The following is a 17491-nucleotide window of genomic DNA, read 5'->3' on the forward strand; positions in this document are numbered from 1 at the left end:
AAGATCACTTAAGGGCAGTTTAGAGACTATCGATTTGCACCGGGAATCCATTTTACATCTTGTTTCCCGTTTCCATTTGCGTACCGAGCTGCAACGAATAAAAAATCCGATAATCTATTTATGTAGGCAAGGGCTGGAGGGGAAACAATTTCACCTTCGGTGTCATTTAACTTGGCGATGAGTGTTTCTGCACGTCGGGTAATTGTTCTTGCCATATGTAGATAGGTCGCCAAAGGCGTACCTGCAGGCAACACAAAACTATCCAATGGCGGGATATCCGTGTTCATTCTGTCGATTTCAGCTTCCAGCCATTTTACTTGAGATTCCACTATACGCAACGGTTCCCATTCTAAAGGTTTGTCTTGTTGTGGATCAGGTTCAGGTGTTGCGAGATCTGCACCTAAATCAAACATATCATTTTGAATACGCTCAAGAGCAGTCGCTAGCTTTGAGTGCTGACCAATGTGCAATCTAGCAATACCAATTGCACTATTGGCTTCATCCGTCGCACCATAGGCTTGCACCCTTATGTCATATTTGCGAACGCGTTGCCCTGTTGCTAAACCTGTGGTGCCGTCATCACCGGTACGCGTATATATCTTGTTGAGTTTGACCATATTAAGCGCCTTTAAGTTTCATTTCCTGCTTTGAGAATGCGCATTCTCTGGACTTGGGTTCATCCAATTGCACCGGAAGAAAAGCCTATCGCGATCAATATAAGAATAGCGATAAACTGAGCAAGAACGCGTAGCCGCATCAATTTATTAGAACGCGAAGGTTGTTTGTCTGATTTTGAAAATAGGTTTATTAGCCCCAAAACAAGGATAATAAACACGGCCGCCATTGCGACATATAGCAAAATGCTGAGTGGAGTATTCATGCGTGCCAGTCTAACTTACTTATTTCACTCTGGCGACCCGCATTTTGAGCGTTGTAAGAATAATAAATCATATCAATTTTCACGCGTGAATGAAGTGTACATTTTCTTCCATAGTGTTTCGGCTAGTTTGAAGAAATTACCGTGAGGCTAAGAATGGAGCAATGCCAATCCTTCATGGTAAAAGTGGTATGAAATATGAATGCAGGGTTTTGGGTGTGTTGATGTCGCTTTTTTTAAACAATTTAATGTACTGGTGCTCGGTTACTTGATGTTATTTAATGTGTGAGGATTTAAAATTGTCTAATAACCCACTGTTATCACGAAAGAAAATTTCTAAATGGCAATGGTCGGCGATCGCTGCTATCGTTTTAGCGGGAGCTGTTTTGGTTGGCGCATTTTTCGCCATGGCATTTGTTCCTTTCAATATTTCGCAAAAAATTCAAAATAAAATCAGTGAAGTTCGCGCCAAGCCAGTTGTGCGCGGAAATAATGTTGTGTCTGAATGGACGCAATTTGAAACAGCTTACCTGACCTTAGAGAAAACAGAAGTTAGCTTGGGAGAAGTTGACGGAAGCGCGACTGGTGGAGGTATAGATTATTTTGGAAATTCGCTCGTTTATGCGGCTGCAAATGGCCTGATTGGCTTTCTGGATATGGCGGAGAGCTCGATAGAATATTCAGATATTCGAGTGCCTATGGACTATGATGAAGTGCGCCGAGACTATTTTTCAGAACAGTCTGCATTTAATCAAAATTGGTATCGTGTCGCGGATATTCTAATTGCGCCAATTCCTAACACACAGCGCGCCTATTTATATGCCTCGCATCACCGCTTTACTCCAGATGACATGAATATATGTCTCTATGTCAGTCGCATAGAAATTGAAAACACGTCGAATGGAATTGAGTTTGTATCTGGAGAGTGGGACGAAGTTTCCAAGCTCAATGCTTGTTTGAACATGGAAGAGCGAGAGTGGAAATTTTCGGGTCATATGTCCGGCGGTCGAATGACGCTTTTGGGTGATGATCAGATGCTCGTTTCTGTTGGGACTTATGCATTAGGTAATTTTGAAGGCGAATGGGATGCTGTTCAAGCGGATTCTGGAAATGACCTAGGGAAAATTATCAATATCAATCTCACAACGAAAGAAACAAGTATTTACGCCACTGGATTTAGAAATCCCCAAGGACTTGTCTTTGATGCATCTGGACGTTTGTGGGAGGCTGAACATGGCGCGCAAGGCGGCGACGAAGTTAATTTAGTAACGCAAGATGCTAATTACGGTTGGCCGAATGTATCGTACGGATTTGACTATGGCGGACCGCGCAAGCCCTTTGAACTTAATCCTGAGCAAGGACGTCATGAGGGCTATACCAAACCCGCATTTTCTTTTGTGCCTTCAGTTGCTGTGTCGAATATAATTCCAGTTGAGAATGCAAAAGGTTTTAAACTTTGGGATGGTGATATTCTAGTCCTATCTTTGAAGGAAAAGACAATTTTCCGCTTGCGACCAGATGATGGGCGTATCGTTTATGCCGAGCCTATCGCAACGGATCGACGTATGAGGGATGGCTTCATGCTGGAGAATGGATGGTTAGCTTTATTGACTGGCCGAAATTCAGTGATTTTTATTCGGACTGTTAAGGGCAATGAAAACTCTACAAAAGCCCTTTCAATTTCAGGCTATGACTCAATTTTGCCCCTTGAACAAAAGGCTGCTGATTTTGAACGAGAGTTCAGTTGGGGACAAATGCTTTTCACTGGGAAATGTGCGAGTTGTCATGAAGTCGATGAATCAAGCAAAGTCGGACCAGGGTTAAAAGGTATTGTTGGCCGTAAAATTGGAGGCCAAGAAGGCTTTCCCTATACAGATGCGTTGGCAAATGCATCTGGGAAATGGAATGCCTCCAAATTGAATGCATTCCTAGCTGATCCAAATGCTTTTGCCGAAGGTACATCCATGCCGGGAGTTGGAATGGATAAGTACGAACGCAAAGCGCTAGTCGAATATCTTGCTGAATTAGAATAACCAGCGATGATCTCAAAGTCAGGGCTTTATGTCTTGGCTTTGAGGTATTCTTCTATCGAACGTCGGGCAATCACCATTGCTTGGACTTCGCCGGCACCTTCGAAAATGTTGAGAATACGTGCATCGCATAAGACTCGGCTAATGGCATATTCCAAGGCAAATCCGTTGCCGCCATGAATTTGAAGAGCATTGTCGGCTGCTGCCCATGCGACGCGGGCCCCAATGAGTTTGGCCATGCCTGCTTCCAGGTCACAGCGCTTGCCACTGTCTTTTTGTTTCGCAGAGTAATAGGTGAGCTGGCGTACACCGACGAGTTCTGCTGCCATCATGACAAGCTTGTCTTGAACGCGAGGAAAATTAAATATTGGGCCGCCAAATTGTTGCCGATCTAGCGCGTATTGCAAGCCAAGTTCTAAAGCAGCTTGAGCAGTACCGATGGCACGAGCAGCGGTTTGAATGCGTGCACCTTCAAACGTGGCCATCAGGTATTTAAATCCCATGCCATCGCCTGCTTCACCGCCAAGAAGGTTTTCTTTAGGGACCTCAAAACCATCAAAACCTAATTCGTATTCTTTCATCCCGCGATATCCGAGAACTTCGATTTCACCACCTATCATACCATCTGCAGGAAAGGGGGTGTCTTCTGAGCCGCGAGGTTTTTCGGCGAGGAACATGGATAGACCTCTAAAGTCGGTCGTGTCTGGTTTTGTACGTGCCATGACGGTCATCAAGTCTGATCTTGAAGCATGGGTTATCCAAGTTTTATTGCCAGTGATATTCCAATATTCACCATTAAGCGTGGCTCGAGTTCGAAGGGCACCTAAATCAGAGCCTGTATTTGGTTCTGTGAACACTGCAGTTGGCAGTATTTCACCGGATGCTATTTTAGGCAGAAATGCTTCTTTTTGAGCTTGGGTGCCGCCATTGAGAATGAGTTCGGCTGCAATTTCGGAGCGAGTTCCAAGGGAGCCTACGCCAATATAGCCGCGTGATAATTCTTCAGACACGACACACATGGCGAGTTTGCCCATGCCAAAACCGCCAAATTCTTCAGGAATGGTTAGTCCAAAAACACCCAATTCTGACATTTCATTGACAACACTCATGGGAATGAGTTCGTCTTTCAAGTGCCATTCATGAGCATAGGGGACGACTTTTTCGTCTGCAAATTTTCGAAATTGATCACGCACCATAGACATGGTTTCATCAAGACCGGAATTTTCAACTGTAGCTTGGCCCTTAGCATTTTTAATACATTCGGCAGCGCGCAGTCTTATTGTTGGCGTGTCGCCAAGTTGTATCAATGTCTCAACTGCCGAGGTTGTCACGAAATTTGCGATAGTGTTTTGAGAAATACCCAGATCAGACGGGCGCGCCATTTCGCACTGCGTCATTGGAATACCGCTGGATAATTGTTTGAGATATTCTGAAAATAAAATCTGGCTTAGCAGGGCGTCAGCCTCACCAAATTCTCCTGCTTCAGATAAGCGGTTTGCCCAATTTGATGTTTGGGTCAATGTTTCAGCATAAGCACACATCCACCCTAGGCCGTGTGTAGAGCGCTGTTCTGCATCCATGAGTGAGCGGTTGATTTTTCCGTCAGGTGCTATCTTTGGCACAACAGAATTAAGAGCACAGGTGTAAAAAATGTTGGCAGCTTTTGCTGCGTCAGCAAACAACTTAGGAAGTTTGTCTCGGCTAAGTGCTGTTTTATCTGTATTTTCTGTATTCTGTGAAGATGTTGTATTCGCTGTCATCACTTATTTCCCTATTATGCTGCAGTGCAATATAGCAGAAATAAATGATTTGTCGCCCCTACCTTTAGGAGAGGAGGATTACAAAATAAGCTTAGGCGCTGTTTCGGCGAACTAAACGCCTGCTTTTAGTGTTAGTAGCAGCTTGAATTTGGGCGGATCGTAAGTTCCGAAGCTGATGAGAAAAAGCATTTCTCCATCTGTTCAGGTTTGGCACCGATGTAAGTTACCTCAAATGAGCAGTAGAATTTTCCGCGTCCAAGATCTTGGCAACTCAAATCATTTATAGATTCAAGTGGTGCGCCGTCCGACCATTCAGATATAGCTGCTTTTACTTTTGAATTAGTAGGAGATTCATACCCACTATTGCATGCGCTAGTCAAAGCTGTAGCTATGCAGATAACTGCCCCCAATAGATATTTCTTCACGATGATTCCCCTCAAAAACGATCGGTAGTTTGCAATTATAGATTGCGCCCCTCGGTCTTGGATGTTCATTTCCCAAAATTACTCAGTTAATTCAATAACACGACTAAGTTAACTGAGCGTTTCATAATATTGGGAAAGACAAAAGTAGGAAACTAAGCCTTTTTATCTTTTAAAAAGAGAGGGGAGGTGGCTTCTACACTTCATGATGAGGAGCATCTACAATATCAGCAGGGTTTTCACCTAACAATTCCTTTTCTCGCATTGCCCAGAGACGTTTTTGATAACTTGTTTGAATAATATCGGTGATAACAAGCACACCAATAACGAGGTAGAAAGTTGATTTTGAAAGGGCTTCAATTTCGTATCCGAAGAAAGATAAGTGTGCGAGATGCCCCCCTTCTGACACAAGAAGTACACCTACGAGGAATAGGATGAACAGACCTAACACCTCATACATTCTATTTTTCTTCAAGAAATCGGCTACATAATCAGCCATGACTATCATCAAAATACCAGAAGCGATAATCGCGATCGCCATGATGACAACTTGGTATTCTGTTGTTCCATCGGCTGTCTTTGTATTGGCGATTGCCATAGCGGAAAGAATAGAATCAAAAGAAAAAACAAGATTCATGGCAACGATCATTGAGATCGCCTGAGTGACTGATTTTTTCTTTTCGCCTTCGGAACTCTCAATATGATCAACGACCATAAGGTGAGAAATTTCTTTGATGGCTGTGTAGATGATGAAACCGCCCCCAGCGAGTGTGACAAGAGCTTGTAGGTTGAAATGGCCTTCTATGATGCCTTCAAAGGGAATGTGAAACAAAGGTGCTTCAAGCGCACTAAATAGTGAAACGATCACAATAAGAAGAACAATACGAAACAGCATTGCCAAACCTATTCCCCATTTCCGAACCATCGAGGCTTTTTCTTCGCCCACACGTTTGGATTCAATGGAGATGTATAACAAGTTATCAAACCCGAGTACGACTTGTAGGGCCAATAGCATTAATAGGGTGAAAAAGCCTGAGACTGATAATAATTCGGCCATTCTGGTGTCATCTCCGCAGGAGTATTTAGTTAATGTCGCATAAATCGATGTTATCGGAGCTTAAACGCACCAATACTGATTTGTGAAGGTGATCAGCGTGTTCGCTGAATTTTATGGGTGATGATTTAAGGCTGGAAACCATAGTTTAATGTTCAAATTGGCGTAGTCTTTCTGAAACTGCCTTGGCAGCGGCCGATTCAATTGCATCTGCTTCACCAAAACGTTGCAAAGCAAGTCGCCATAACCATTTTGCCCCACCTGGGCGACCAGATGCTGCGGCGTGATCGCCAGCGAGGGCAGTCAGCTCGGCGAGTTCAGGTGTGTTTTCGTCTCCCTCTTGCACCAAGCTTCTACGAATATCGGCAAGTAGAGTGTCAGCATTTTCGAGTTGTCCAGAATCTAATGCATCTCTAATTGGTTGAAGTCTTGGGTAGGTGCCGGATTCAAAATCAACGCTAGAATCTGAAATAGGGGCAGGGGGTGGTAATTCTGACGATGTATGGTCTTCGTCACTCATTTCGTGATGGGGACCAGACATAGTTGTTTCAGCGAGAGTTTGAATGTCCATGGGTTTGCTGGAAGATGCGGCAAGCTCAGGGGCTGTTTCACTGTCTTCCATGATTTCTAGCTCCGCCAGAGAATCTATGGTTTCCAATTTGTCAAGTGCTTCAACGTCTTCTATTTCTGGTAAGTCGTCTTCAGGTAAGTCATCAGGCTCTTCAATATCAACGTCTTTTATATCTATGTTTTGAATTGTCGCTTCGTCTTCTGATGCTTCTTCTGGCAGTTCTTCTAGCTCAATTTCTTCTAAAACATTTAGATCTGATACATCAGAAATGTCCGATACTTCGTCAGTTTCTAGTTCCGTCTGTTCATCAATATTGGCATCGAGTTCTTCAATATCTGATAACTCTTCTAGTTCCACATCTTCCAATGGTGACGCATCTGTTTCCCCCTCCAAAGAGGTTTCGGACAGATTTAAAGTATCTAGATCTTCGTCTGAGTTTTCCGGGGTTGAATTCTCTAATAGAGGTTCATCCTCATTTAGGCCGGAAACGTCGAGTTCAGCTTCCTCTTCGAGTTCTGGTAGCTCAACGTCAGCTATTTCCAAAGGCTCTTCAAGTGTTTCAGTTTCTAGTGCTTCTTCATCTTCGAAGCTAGCTTCCAGAGGTGTCTCATCTGCTTCTTCCAAAGAAACTTCAGATATTGTCTCTTCTTCTGAATTGATGCCCTCTTCGTTCGCTTGAGCCTCCGTTATGGACAATGGCTCAACTTCACTTACCTCTATGTCGGGAAGTTCAGATTCAAGTTCAAATGCATCTATTTCAGCCGTATCAAGTTCGGGCAAATCATCCGCTGTAAATGACGCTAAATCTTGAGTTGGGCTTAGTGCTTCTATTTCTGAGTTAAACTCTTCAATAGTTGCACTTATTTCGTCATTCTCGGAGAGGTCTTCTGATGTCGTCGTTTCAGTAGATTGATCCTCGATATCTAATTCAACTTCATCCAATGTTTCAACTGGTTCTAATTCTTCAATCACATCTGATTCTAGGGCTGATTCTTCAACAATATCTAGTGGTTCTTCGCTAATCTCTGCGTCATCAGTGATAGTGACTGGTTCAAGTTCTTTAATTGACTCCAGATCTAGATGTTCAATCGGTTCAAGGTCGGAAATAGGTGAGTTTGATCCTAATTCGTCTGCTCTTGTTTCTAGAGTTTCGATATCAAGGTTTTCGTGTTCTACGTCTGGTTCTTTTTCATCTACATCTAGATCAAAATCAGTCTCGAATCCCTCTATTTCGACTGGCTCAGTCTCATGTTCAGGTTTTTCGTTTAACGCGAATATAGCTGCGCTTCCGCCAGTTGATGCGACTGCTTTTGCTGTTAACGCGCCGAGTTGCTTTTCAAAAGCATCATCTTCGTCGATAACTTCTGCTTCGTCTTCATCAGAAGAGTGATTTTCATTTTCTTCGATGATGGTGTCTGCATCGGTATCGGCTTCGTCCATCGCAGCATTTGCAGCTTCTAGTGCAAGCGTTTCGATATCGTCATCGTTGAATTCGGCGTCCATTTCCGAGGCAAACTCTTCAATGACCTGTTCCTCTTGCGAGACATTGCTGGGCGTATCGAATGTTGTGCTCGAAGATGTATCTTCTGAATCAGGACTTTGTCCTGATGTATTGTGAAAATCCATAGGTTCTTCGACAAGCTTTATATCAGACGTGTCTTCAAGGTCGCTCGCGCCAAATCTAGGGCGTTCAAAAGGTAATTCATCTCTTGGGTAGGCTGGGCCTTCGGAATAATCTTCTTGTTCATCTTCCTTGGAACGTAGAGTATTGGCCGCAACTCCTCCGGCGACACCAAGCGCTGTGGCCCCAATTATGCTATCTGTTGAGTTTGCATTGTCTTGTTCAGTTGCGCGAGGTCTGTCGAGGTCTTCGGCGGCTTCTTGTAACCAGCTTGGGCGTTCATGTGGATGTGGTTCATTTTGAGTGTCTTGATCCGCAAAAGCAGGACCGGATAAATCAATTTCAGGAGCAGGTTCAGGATAACGCCAGTTAATTTGCTCAATTTTGGCGCGAGGAGATAACCCCATTAGGAAGAGAACAAGCCCTAGCAATGTGAGGACAAGGCCGACAGCAACTAACCATAGCGTTTCAGTGTCGGTGACATTGAAGACGCCGCCCGGCGAATCCTTTCGTAACCAAATGAACCAGCCTCCACCAATTGCCAAAAGAAGGCCCGATAGCAGTTGCAGCGCTCTAATCATTTTGAATCTGCGTCCTTGTAATCATTTACACTACTTCACACCCGATATCTCGCCTTCCGGCTATTATACTGCTCACACCTAGAAAGATAAACGGTTGGTTAATTCAATACCTAATTCTTGCAATAGTTCAAAGGCAAAGCAGCATTTAAACACAGTCTTTCACTAGAAAGCCCAGCTTTCTTTCACATAATTTGACAGTGAAGCCTGCGATTGGGGTGCTTTTGAACTATTGCGTACACAAAATTCCTAGCTTGCGTCCATCTTTATCCACTGGTTAATCGCGATTTCCAATTCACTAAGAGGGATTGGACCGCTTGCCAGAAGGATATCATGGAAATCTGCTAGGCTGAATTGTTCACCAAGTTCAGATTTTGCTTTCTCGCGTAGCTCCAGTATTTTGAGCATACCAATTTTATAAGCGGTCGCTTGCCCTGGCATGACGATATATCGGTCGATTGCTTTGATACAATCACCTTCAGGGTTGGGTGTATTGGTCATCAGATATTGTGTCGCTTGCTCACGAGTCCATTTTTTCTCATGTAACCCTGTATCGACGACTAGACGTGCTGCACGCCATAATTCCATGGCCAAGCGTCCAAAATCTGAATATGGATCTCGGTAGAAACCCATTTCCTTAGGCAGGTATTCGGTGTAGAGCCCCCATCCTTCAGTATAAGCAGTATAGCGCCCATATTTTCGAAATTTTGGTACGTCTTTAAGCTCTTGAGCAATCGCCAATTGCATGTGATGCCCCGGAATGCCTTCATGATAAGCAAGAGCTTCCATTTGGTAGGTTGGCATGCTGCTCATTTTGTACAAATTGGCATAATATGTCCCCGGACGTGAACCGTCTGGAGCAGGACGTTGGTAGAAAGCTTTTCCGGCGCTTTTTTCGCGGAATGGTTCAACGCGTTTTACGATCAAATCAGCCTTAGGAAATGTATTGAAAGCAGAGGGGAGTGCTTTTTTCATCACGTCAATGAGTTCGGTGGCTTCTGCCAGATAGCGGCTACGTCCAGCTTCGTCTTCACTGTAGTAAAATTGTGGGTCAAAGCGCATAAATTCGAAGAACTCAGAAAGGTCGCCTTCAAACCCGACCTTCGCCATAATCGTTTTCATTTCATTATGAATACGATCGACTTCAGACAGCCCCAACTCATGGATTTCATTGGCATCCATGTCTGTTGTGGTCATTAATGCGAGGCGTTTTTTATAATAATCGGCTCCGTCAGGAAGTTTCCAAGCACCATCATCAGTGTCTGCGTTATTTATGTCTTCCTTTACCCATGCCTCCACTTCCTCATAGGCTGGCTGCACATTTGTTAATAATGCGGCATTTGCCTCCATGATGAGCGTTAGCTTTTCGTCACCGGAAATATCAAGTGCATTTATTTTTGTTTTGAAATCTTCAAATAGAGGACTGTCCTCTCCTTGAGTAAATGGAGCACCAGTCAAGACATTTTTGATATCTGAAAGCACATATTCATAGACAAATTTGGGAGGGCGGATTCCATCTTTCGCGCGGCTTTGTGCGTTTGAAAGATGGCCATTGAGATAATTTCTTATTCCGTTTAGACGTCCAATATAAGCTTTGGCATCTTCAACTGAGGTCACACGGTGCTGGTTTATGAGGAAAGCAGGGATGCGGCTTTGTTGGCCGTACATTTGATCAAAAACATATCCATGATTGCGATATGGGAACATATCGGCTTGTTGTTTTGCACGCAATTTGAACAAACGGTATGATAGTTGAGCGTTGGACGGAAGTTTGTCGTAATCAACGAGATTTTCCATGAGACCAACAGCTGCTTGCTCTAATTTATATTCAGCAATTTTGGCTGCGTCAGATGTGTCGTCCCATTTGTCATAGTTGGTTTTCATTCCCAAGCTGGTTTGAAACATTGGGGATCTGGAAACCCGAGCATCAAATTGTTCTTGAAAAAATGCATTTAGCTTTTCGGCTTCGGAGGCAAAGTCCATGATTTCTTCGGTTGAAGTTAGAGCCTCTTCTTTCACATGCGCAGAAGCTGCGGATTTTTTAATGCCGGCTGGAGATATTGTGCTTGGGGGAGTTTCTGCTGTTTCGGTATTACTCACGCAGGCTGCGGCAAATAAAAGTGCAAAAATGGAAACGGTATTGCGCATATTGATCAGGACTCCAGAATATTTGTGCAGACATACAATGCCTACTGTAACGTATTCGTCAATCGCAGGACTTTATTAACCTTTTTGAACCAAGAGTTAACAAAACGTGTTTAATTTTTCCCAAGGGTTCAAGGTTTCTTTATTTGTAATGCTTTGTGACCGTGGGGCGATTGGATTGGTAAGCTAGGGCATAAAAATGACGGGCGCTGAGGTACTTGATTTGGGGAGAGATGCGCTATGGGCGACCGTGGCTATGGCGACTCCTGTCATGGTGGCTGGTTTGGTCGTTGGTGTTGTCATTGCGCTTATGCAAGCGTTGACACAAGTTCAAGAAATGACACTTGTTTTTGTGCCTAAAATTTTAGCTATATTTCTGACTTTATTGCTTTTTTTGCCTATGATGGGTGCAACTTTGGCCGGTTTTTCCGATTCAATATTTGCTAGAATTGCGGGGTATTGAATTGAATGGAAGCGCTGATGCCATATGCATGGGCTGGTTCTCTTCTTTTCTGTCGGATTGGAAGTGTTTTGATGCTGGCTCCTGGTTGGGGTGAAAGTTCTGTCCCAGCGCAGTTCCGTTTGTCTGCCGCATTGCTGGCAACAATGGCCCTTGTACCCAATTTAATAGATCAGATGCCGCCTGTTCCTGAATTGGTTAGTCAAAGTGCTTTGTTAATTATCAGTGAGATTCTTATTGGGATCATGATGGGGGCAGGCGCACGAATTTTGATGAGCGCTTTGCAAGTTGGTGGACAAATTATCGGTATCTCGTCTGGTTTAGCGATGGCAACCCAATTTGATCCGACAATTGGGTCCTCGAGCGCAATTATTGGGGTGTTCATGTCCATGACAGCGATTGTGCTCATTATGATCGCAGGCATTCACAGAGATATGCTTCAAGCTGCTGTTGATAGTTATCAATTATTCAAACCCGGAGAGCCTTTACCAATTGGAGATGCTGCTCAATGGGAATTAGGAGCAATGTCGTCAGCATTTAAACTGGGGTTGCAGATTGCTGCCCCCATCCTCGTTGTAGCTTTGGTTTTTAATCTCTCAATTGGTTTGGTCGCGCGGCTTATCCCTCAAGTGCAAGTGTTCTTTATAGCTATGCCAATTCAGGTCATGCTTGGTTTGAGTATTATGACTTTTATTTTGGGAGGTGGGTTACTTGTTTGGTTAGATGCCTTGGGCCGCTATGCGCGTCTGGAAGGGCCATTTTAGGGAGGGATGAATGGCTGAAGACCAAGATGATTCGCAGAAAACCGAAGAACCAACCCAGAAACGTCTCGATGATGCACGTAAAAAAGGTGATATCGCTAAAAGTCAGGACGTACCCGTCTGGTTTATACTTCTAGCAGGTGCAGCTCTAATAGCGGGTGCTCAGCCTTTAGCGAGTAGCATAGGTGGTCCGCTCACAATGTTGCTTGACCATCCGCATGATTTTCAGCTTTCGGGCGGCGGTGCTCAGCGGTTGATGACCGCTATATTGGGTGAATTATTGGGGCCGATGGCCATTGTTTTTTCCATTATCATTGTTTTCGCGATATCAGGGCATGTGGTTCAACATATGCCTTTATGGACCGCAGAAAAAATGAAGCCGAAGCTAAGTAAATTGTCTCCAATAGGTGGTCTGAAGCGGATGTTTGGGCCTCAGGGGTGGATGAACCTTTTTAAGGCTATTTTGAAACTGATCGCGGCAACTGTGGCAGTTGCTTTTGCGGTATGGCCAAGTCGCCATGAGTTGATCAAAGTTGGTGAGATGGATATCTCGGCTTTGCCTCTGATGATTCAAGATAAAGCTAGTCGTTTGTTTTTAGCTGCGCTTATTGTGGTTGGTTTTATTGCCGCCATAGATTACGTTTTTCAAAAACAAAGCCACGCAAAAAAAATGCGGATGTCGCGCGAAGATATCAAGCAGGAAAACAAACAAAGCGATGGTGACCCGATGGTCAAAGCAAAATTGGCTGCTTTGCGTCGTCAACGGTCACAAGGACGAATGATGGCGGCGGTTCCCGAAGCGACTGTTGTGGTTACAAACCCAACCCATTATTCGATTGCATTGAAATTTGATCCAGAAGTCGATGCTGCACCTATATGTGTGGCTAAAGGTGTTGATGAAGTAGCGTTACGTATTCGCGAAATTGCAAAAGAATCAGATGTGCCGCTTGTGGAAAGCCCGCCTTTAGCGAGAGCGCTCTTTGCAACAGCTGAATTAGAACACGTTGTCCCCAGAGAACACTTCGAAGCGGTGGCAAAAGTGATCAGTTTCGTTATGAGAACTGGTAAAAAGAAATAATTATGGTTAACCGCACGCAGAAATGCCTTATATACTACCTAAGTACACGCTTAATGCATGACCGTAATGTCACGTTGAACAATGAATCGAGCCGCCATGTCAGATTTTAACGATACTCAAATGACCAATGAACCGTACACAGAAAAAAAGAAGATTGATTTTCTTCAGACTTTTTTCTGGCTGAGTGTTGCTGTTGCAGGGGCGGCGGCGGGTGTTGCGCTTATGTGGGGGGAAGAAATTGGCTTTGCATCGATAGTGCTTCTGATCGCGCTCGGTAGTTTGGCGATGGTGCTGCTTCTGTGGGTGACGCGCGGTGCGGGACGAAAGCTAGGTGTATTTCCTGAACGCGGCGCTGCGGAAGAGGCGGCGCAAAAAGCCGTTAAAGGTTTTGCTTGGCTTGAAAGTTTGAGCGAGCCGGCATTGGTAACCGAGCGCGGCGGTGCTGTTGTAACTGCCAATAGCGCTTATCGTAAATTGGCGGAAGAAGCTCACGAAATGGGCGAAAGCGGCCCGATTCCAACTGTTGATCGTTTGTTTGGAGCAAATCCGGGTTTGGCGGCCCCGATTTTCCGTTTGGCAAAGGCAATTAAAGCAGGTGGTGCACGCGAAGAAACACTTCCGGCTTTGATGTTTGGTGATAGTGATTCACCTGTCCAGTTTACAGCGAATGTATCTCCGGTTGGAGCAACACGCGCACTTTGGCGTTTGCGTAAAACCGATGGTGGAGGGGTTGATAATTCTGCTGTTGATCCGCGCGCTTTGTATGTTGAAGATGCGCCTGTTGGGTTCTTCTCGGCGCGTAGGGATGGGCGAGTGGTTTATGTGAATGCAAGTTTGCGTAAAATGTTGAGCTTGCCTGATGAACTCGGCGGCCTTCGTATGGATGATTTGATGCGTCCTGAAGGGTTGAAATTGATGCGTAAAGAAACACGCGGCGGCGCGAGTCAACGTGCTGATGTTGTGCTTCGTTCGCGAAATGGTGTCGAGCTTCCTGCTTTGTTGACGACATCGTGGACTGGCAAAGGGCCAGATGCGCTTTCTCGTTCTGTTGTGCATTTGGGATATCGTGCTGAAAATCCACCCCAACAGGAAAAAGAAGATAAAGCACATGGGTTAGTGTCCCCCGGTCAAGTTAGTGACGACACAATGTTTACTGACGCACCATTTGGTGTTGTGCGGCTTGAGGGTGACGGTGTCGAAACTGCTGTCATGATGGACCTAAATCGTGCTTTGCGCGACATGACAGAGGCGCGGGCGCAACCGGGAGCGAGATTTGCCGATCTGTTCATCGCAGAAGATGGAGAAGAAGGTTTAGCTTCAATGCTAGCCAAGGCGCTCGACGGTGCTGTTGAGCTTAAGCTTGCATCAGATACTGTTAAAGACCCAAAAGATGCCAAGACTGTGGATGTCTTTATTGCGCTTGATCGGCGCGGACGCCCAGCGGCGGCATATGTTATTGATACCACTGAGAAGAAGACGCTTGAACTGCGTCTTGCGCAAGGTGAGAAGATGCAGGCGATTGGCCAATTGGCTGGTGGTATCGCACACGACTTTAATAACCTTCTTCAAGGTATTATGCTCAACACAGATAAACTTCTTATTCGTCACCCGCCGGGCGATCCATCCTTCTTTGACTTGAAGCAAATGTATGAGCTTGCGGCGCGTGGTGCGGAGATGATCTCCATGTTGCTGGCGTGGTCACGCAAACAGACATTCCGTCAGGAAGTGCTTGATCCATCAGAAATGCTATCGAGCTATTATGTATTGCTACGTCAGATTATCGACGAGCGGATTAAACTTGACATTGTGCATGGGCGTGACCTTCCGCAAATCCGCGCGGATCGTGGACAGCTTGAAACAGCGCTGACAAATCTTTGTACGAATGCACGTGATGCGATGCTGGAGAAAAATGGTAGTGGTGAACTAATTGTCAAAACATCGCGCGCAGATGCGGCTATGGCCCGGAAAGATGGCTTCAATCATGTTCAAGAAGGTGATTATCTTCTTATAGAAGTCATAGATAATGGGACTGGTATTCCTCCGGAGCTTGTTGAAGAAATCTTCCAACCTTTCTTTACAACGAAAAAACAAGGTGAAGGAACAGGTCTTGGTCTTGCCTCTGTTTACGGGATTGTGAAACAGTCTGGTGGATATGTTTACCCTGTTTCAAAAGTTGGACGCGGAACAACGTTTAAGATCTTTATGCCAGCCTATGTAGCGCGCCCTGAAGAAAAAGCAGCAGCTGATAAAGCAGCTGAACGTGCGGCAAGTGAAGCCGAAACAGCGGCGCAGGTGAATGAAATTGCCGAGAAAAACCGCCCGAAAGATTTAGCGGGGCGCGGTCGTATCATGCTTGTTGAAGATGAGGATTCTGTTCGCGGACTTGCATCTCACTTGCTTTCAACATTCGGCTATCAGGTCATCGAGGCGGCAGATGGAGAAGAGGCGCTTGAGCTCATTAAGGAAAATGCGGGTCAGATCGACCTGTTGATTTCAGATGTGGTGCTTCCGGGAATGGATGGGCCGGCATTGCTTAAAGAGGCCAAGCAATATCTTACAGGTGCTCGTGTGATGTTCATATCTGGATATGCAGAACGTGATTTGGCCAAAACGCTAGATGAGGAACGTGAGATATCATTCTTGCCTAAACCGTTCACATTGCGTCAGCTAGCGGAACGCGTGAAAGACGAACTTAATATCGTTGAGGCTGCATAAGCCCTGCTCGATATTATAAGAAAAACCCAATCCATCACTTATATCTAGGTGGTGGATTTTCTTTTTAGCCCATATTTTGTGTGTGGAAATAAAACGAGAACAAAATCACATTCTCTATTTGTTCTTTTGGAACATTTGTGGTACAAACTTATCCAACAGGCGATGGAAACCGTTGTGCAAAGCCGTTGAATAGTCACTGGCAGTGTGCAACATATGATGGAGAATCAAATATGGCGCGTGCGTCTTTGCAAGTTGTGGAAAATAACGGAATGGATAAGCAAAAAGCCCTCGAAACGGCTCTTGGTCAGATCGAACGTAATTTCGGTAAAGGCTCCATCATGCGGTTGGGCGATAACGCATCAATGGATGTTGAGGCGGTATCAACTGGTTCTCTCAGCTTGGATATTGCACTAGGCATAGGTGGTCTGCCTAAAGGGCGCATTATTGAAATTTACGGACCTGAAAGTTCCGGTAAAACAACATTGGCGCTACATTGTATCGCGGAAGCTCAGAAAAATGGTGGCGTGGCTGCTTTTGTTGATGCAGAGCATGCGCTTGACCCTATTTATGCAGGTAAGCTGGGTGTAGATCTTGGTGATCTTCTTGTGTCTCAGCCAGATACGGGGGAGCAATCTTTAGAAATTGCTGACACACTCGTGCGCTCTGGTGCTGTGGATGTGCTTGTGATTGACTCCGTGGCAGCTTTGACACCACGTGCAGAGCTAGAAGGTGAAATGGGGGATAGTCTTCCAGGGCTTCAGGCACGTTTGATGAGCCAAGCTTTGCGTAAACTGACTGGATCTATTTCCAAATCTAAATGTATGGTCATTTTTATCAACCAAATCCGTATGAAGATTGGTGTGATGTTTGGGTCCCCTGAAACAACAACAGGCGGAAATGCGCTGAAATTTTATTCTTCAGTGCGTCTGGATATTCGCCGTATTGGTGCTTTGAAAGATCGCGATGAAGTTATTGGTAACCAGACGCGTGTCAAAGTCGTTAAGAATAAAGTCGCACCTCCATTCCGTCAGGTTGAGTTTGATATCATCTATGGTGAGGGTATATCTAAAACAGGTGAGTTGATTGATCTTGGCGTGAAGGCCGGCGTTGTTGATAAAGCAGGGTCTTGGTATTCATACGGATCAGAACGCATTGGTCAGGGTCGTGAAAACGCACGTACTTTCTTGAAAGCAAACCCATCAATTGCTGCTGAAATTGAAGAAAAAATCAGAGCTGATGCAGGTTTGATTTCTGAAGAAATGTTAGCAGCAGGCCAAGCAAATATTACAGATGAAGAAGATCCTGACGTAGCAGTAAACGAATAGAGCAAGCTGAATTGATAAAACCGCGTCGAAATACGTGGTTTTATCAATTAGATTAAGCGTCATTTGGCCAAATCACTTGGCCAAATGATATCAG

At 44.9% G+C, this 17491-nt stretch carries 13 protein-coding genes; 6 read left to right on the forward strand and 7 right to left on the reverse strand.

All coding sequences use genetic code 11. The features are described 5' to 3' along the window. Window positions 1-26: 26 nt before the first annotated feature. On the reverse strand, window positions 27-617 hold the full coding sequence (locus AC5EF3_RS02800; protein WP_012778106.1) for a cob(I)yrinic acid a,c-diamide adenosyltransferase: 591 nt from the start codon (window positions 615-617) through the stop codon (window positions 27-29). Window positions 618-676: 59 nt separating this feature from the next. After that, entirely contained in the window at window positions 677-880 is a 204-nt protein-coding gene (locus AC5EF3_RS02805; protein WP_012778107.1) for a twin transmembrane helix small protein, read from the reverse strand. A gap of 296 nt (window positions 881-1176) precedes the next feature. Here AC5EF3_RS02805 and AC5EF3_RS02810 point away from each other — a divergent pair, with 296 nt between their 5' ends. Continuing rightward, entirely contained in the window at window positions 1177-2910 is a 1734-nt protein-coding gene (locus tag AC5EF3_RS02810; protein ID WP_493546947.1) for a PQQ-dependent sugar dehydrogenase, read from the forward strand. A gap of 26 nt (window positions 2911-2936) precedes the next feature. Here the strand turns inward: AC5EF3_RS02810 and AC5EF3_RS02815 are convergent, their stop codons facing one another. From AC5EF3_RS02815 to AC5EF3_RS02835, 5 genes are all read right to left on the reverse strand, one after another. After that, entirely contained in the window at window positions 2937-4667 is a 1731-nt protein-coding gene (locus AC5EF3_RS02815; RefSeq protein WP_493546948.1) for an acyl-CoA dehydrogenase family protein, read from the reverse strand. 131 nt (window positions 4668-4798) lie between these two features. Continuing rightward, complete coding sequence (locus AC5EF3_RS02820; protein WP_149037344.1) at window positions 4799-5092, reverse strand: hypothetical protein; 294 nt, start codon at window positions 5090-5092, stop codon at window positions 4799-4801. A 193-nt stretch (window positions 5093-5285) separates the two neighbouring features. After that, window positions 5286-6146 (reverse strand): TerC family protein, encoded by an 861-nt coding sequence (locus AC5EF3_RS02825; RefSeq protein ID WP_012778111.1) that lies wholly within the window; start codon window positions 6144-6146, stop codon window positions 5286-5288. A gap of 145 nt (window positions 6147-6291) precedes the next feature. Then, window positions 6292-8916, reverse strand: coding sequence for a hypothetical protein (locus AC5EF3_RS02830; protein ID WP_493546949.1), 2625 nt, complete (start codon window positions 8914-8916; stop codon window positions 6292-6294). 246 nt (window positions 8917-9162) lie between these two features. Then, entirely contained in the window at window positions 9163-11061 is a 1899-nt protein-coding gene (locus AC5EF3_RS02835; protein WP_493546950.1) for a DUF885 domain-containing protein, read from the reverse strand. A 196-nt stretch (window positions 11062-11257) separates the two neighbouring features. Between AC5EF3_RS02835 and fliQ the strand changes: the two genes are divergently transcribed. From fliQ to recA, 5 genes are all read left to right on the forward strand, one after another. After that, window positions 11258-11521, forward strand: a complete 264-nt coding sequence (fliQ, locus tag AC5EF3_RS02840) for a flagellar biosynthesis protein FliQ (RefSeq protein ID WP_012778114.1) — start codon at window positions 11258-11260, stop codon at window positions 11519-11521. A 17-nt stretch (window positions 11522-11538) separates the two neighbouring features. Then, window positions 11539-12282, forward strand: a complete 744-nt coding sequence (gene fliR / locus AC5EF3_RS02845; protein ID WP_012778115.1) for a flagellar biosynthetic protein FliR — start codon at window positions 11539-11541, stop codon at window positions 12280-12282. Window positions 12283-12292: 10 nt separating this feature from the next. Continuing rightward, on the forward strand, window positions 12293-13357 hold the full coding sequence (gene flhB / locus AC5EF3_RS02850; RefSeq protein WP_493546951.1) for a flagellar biosynthesis protein FlhB: 1065 nt from the start codon (window positions 12293-12295) through the stop codon (window positions 13355-13357). Between the two features lie 96 nt (window positions 13358-13453). Continuing rightward, complete coding sequence (locus AC5EF3_RS02855) at window positions 13454-16072, forward strand: PAS domain-containing hybrid sensor histidine kinase/response regulator (protein WP_012778117.1); 2619 nt, start codon at window positions 13454-13456, stop codon at window positions 16070-16072. A 230-nt stretch (window positions 16073-16302) separates the two neighbouring features. Beyond that, window positions 16303-17397 carry a recombinase RecA gene (gene recA, locus AC5EF3_RS02860; protein ID WP_012778118.1) on the forward strand — a complete coding sequence of 365 codons (1095 nt, stop codon included), beginning with the start codon at window positions 16303-16305 and terminating at the stop codon, window positions 17395-17397. Window positions 17398-17491 lie beyond the last annotated feature (94 nt).

It is taken from the genome of Hirschia sp., assembly GCF_058892565.1.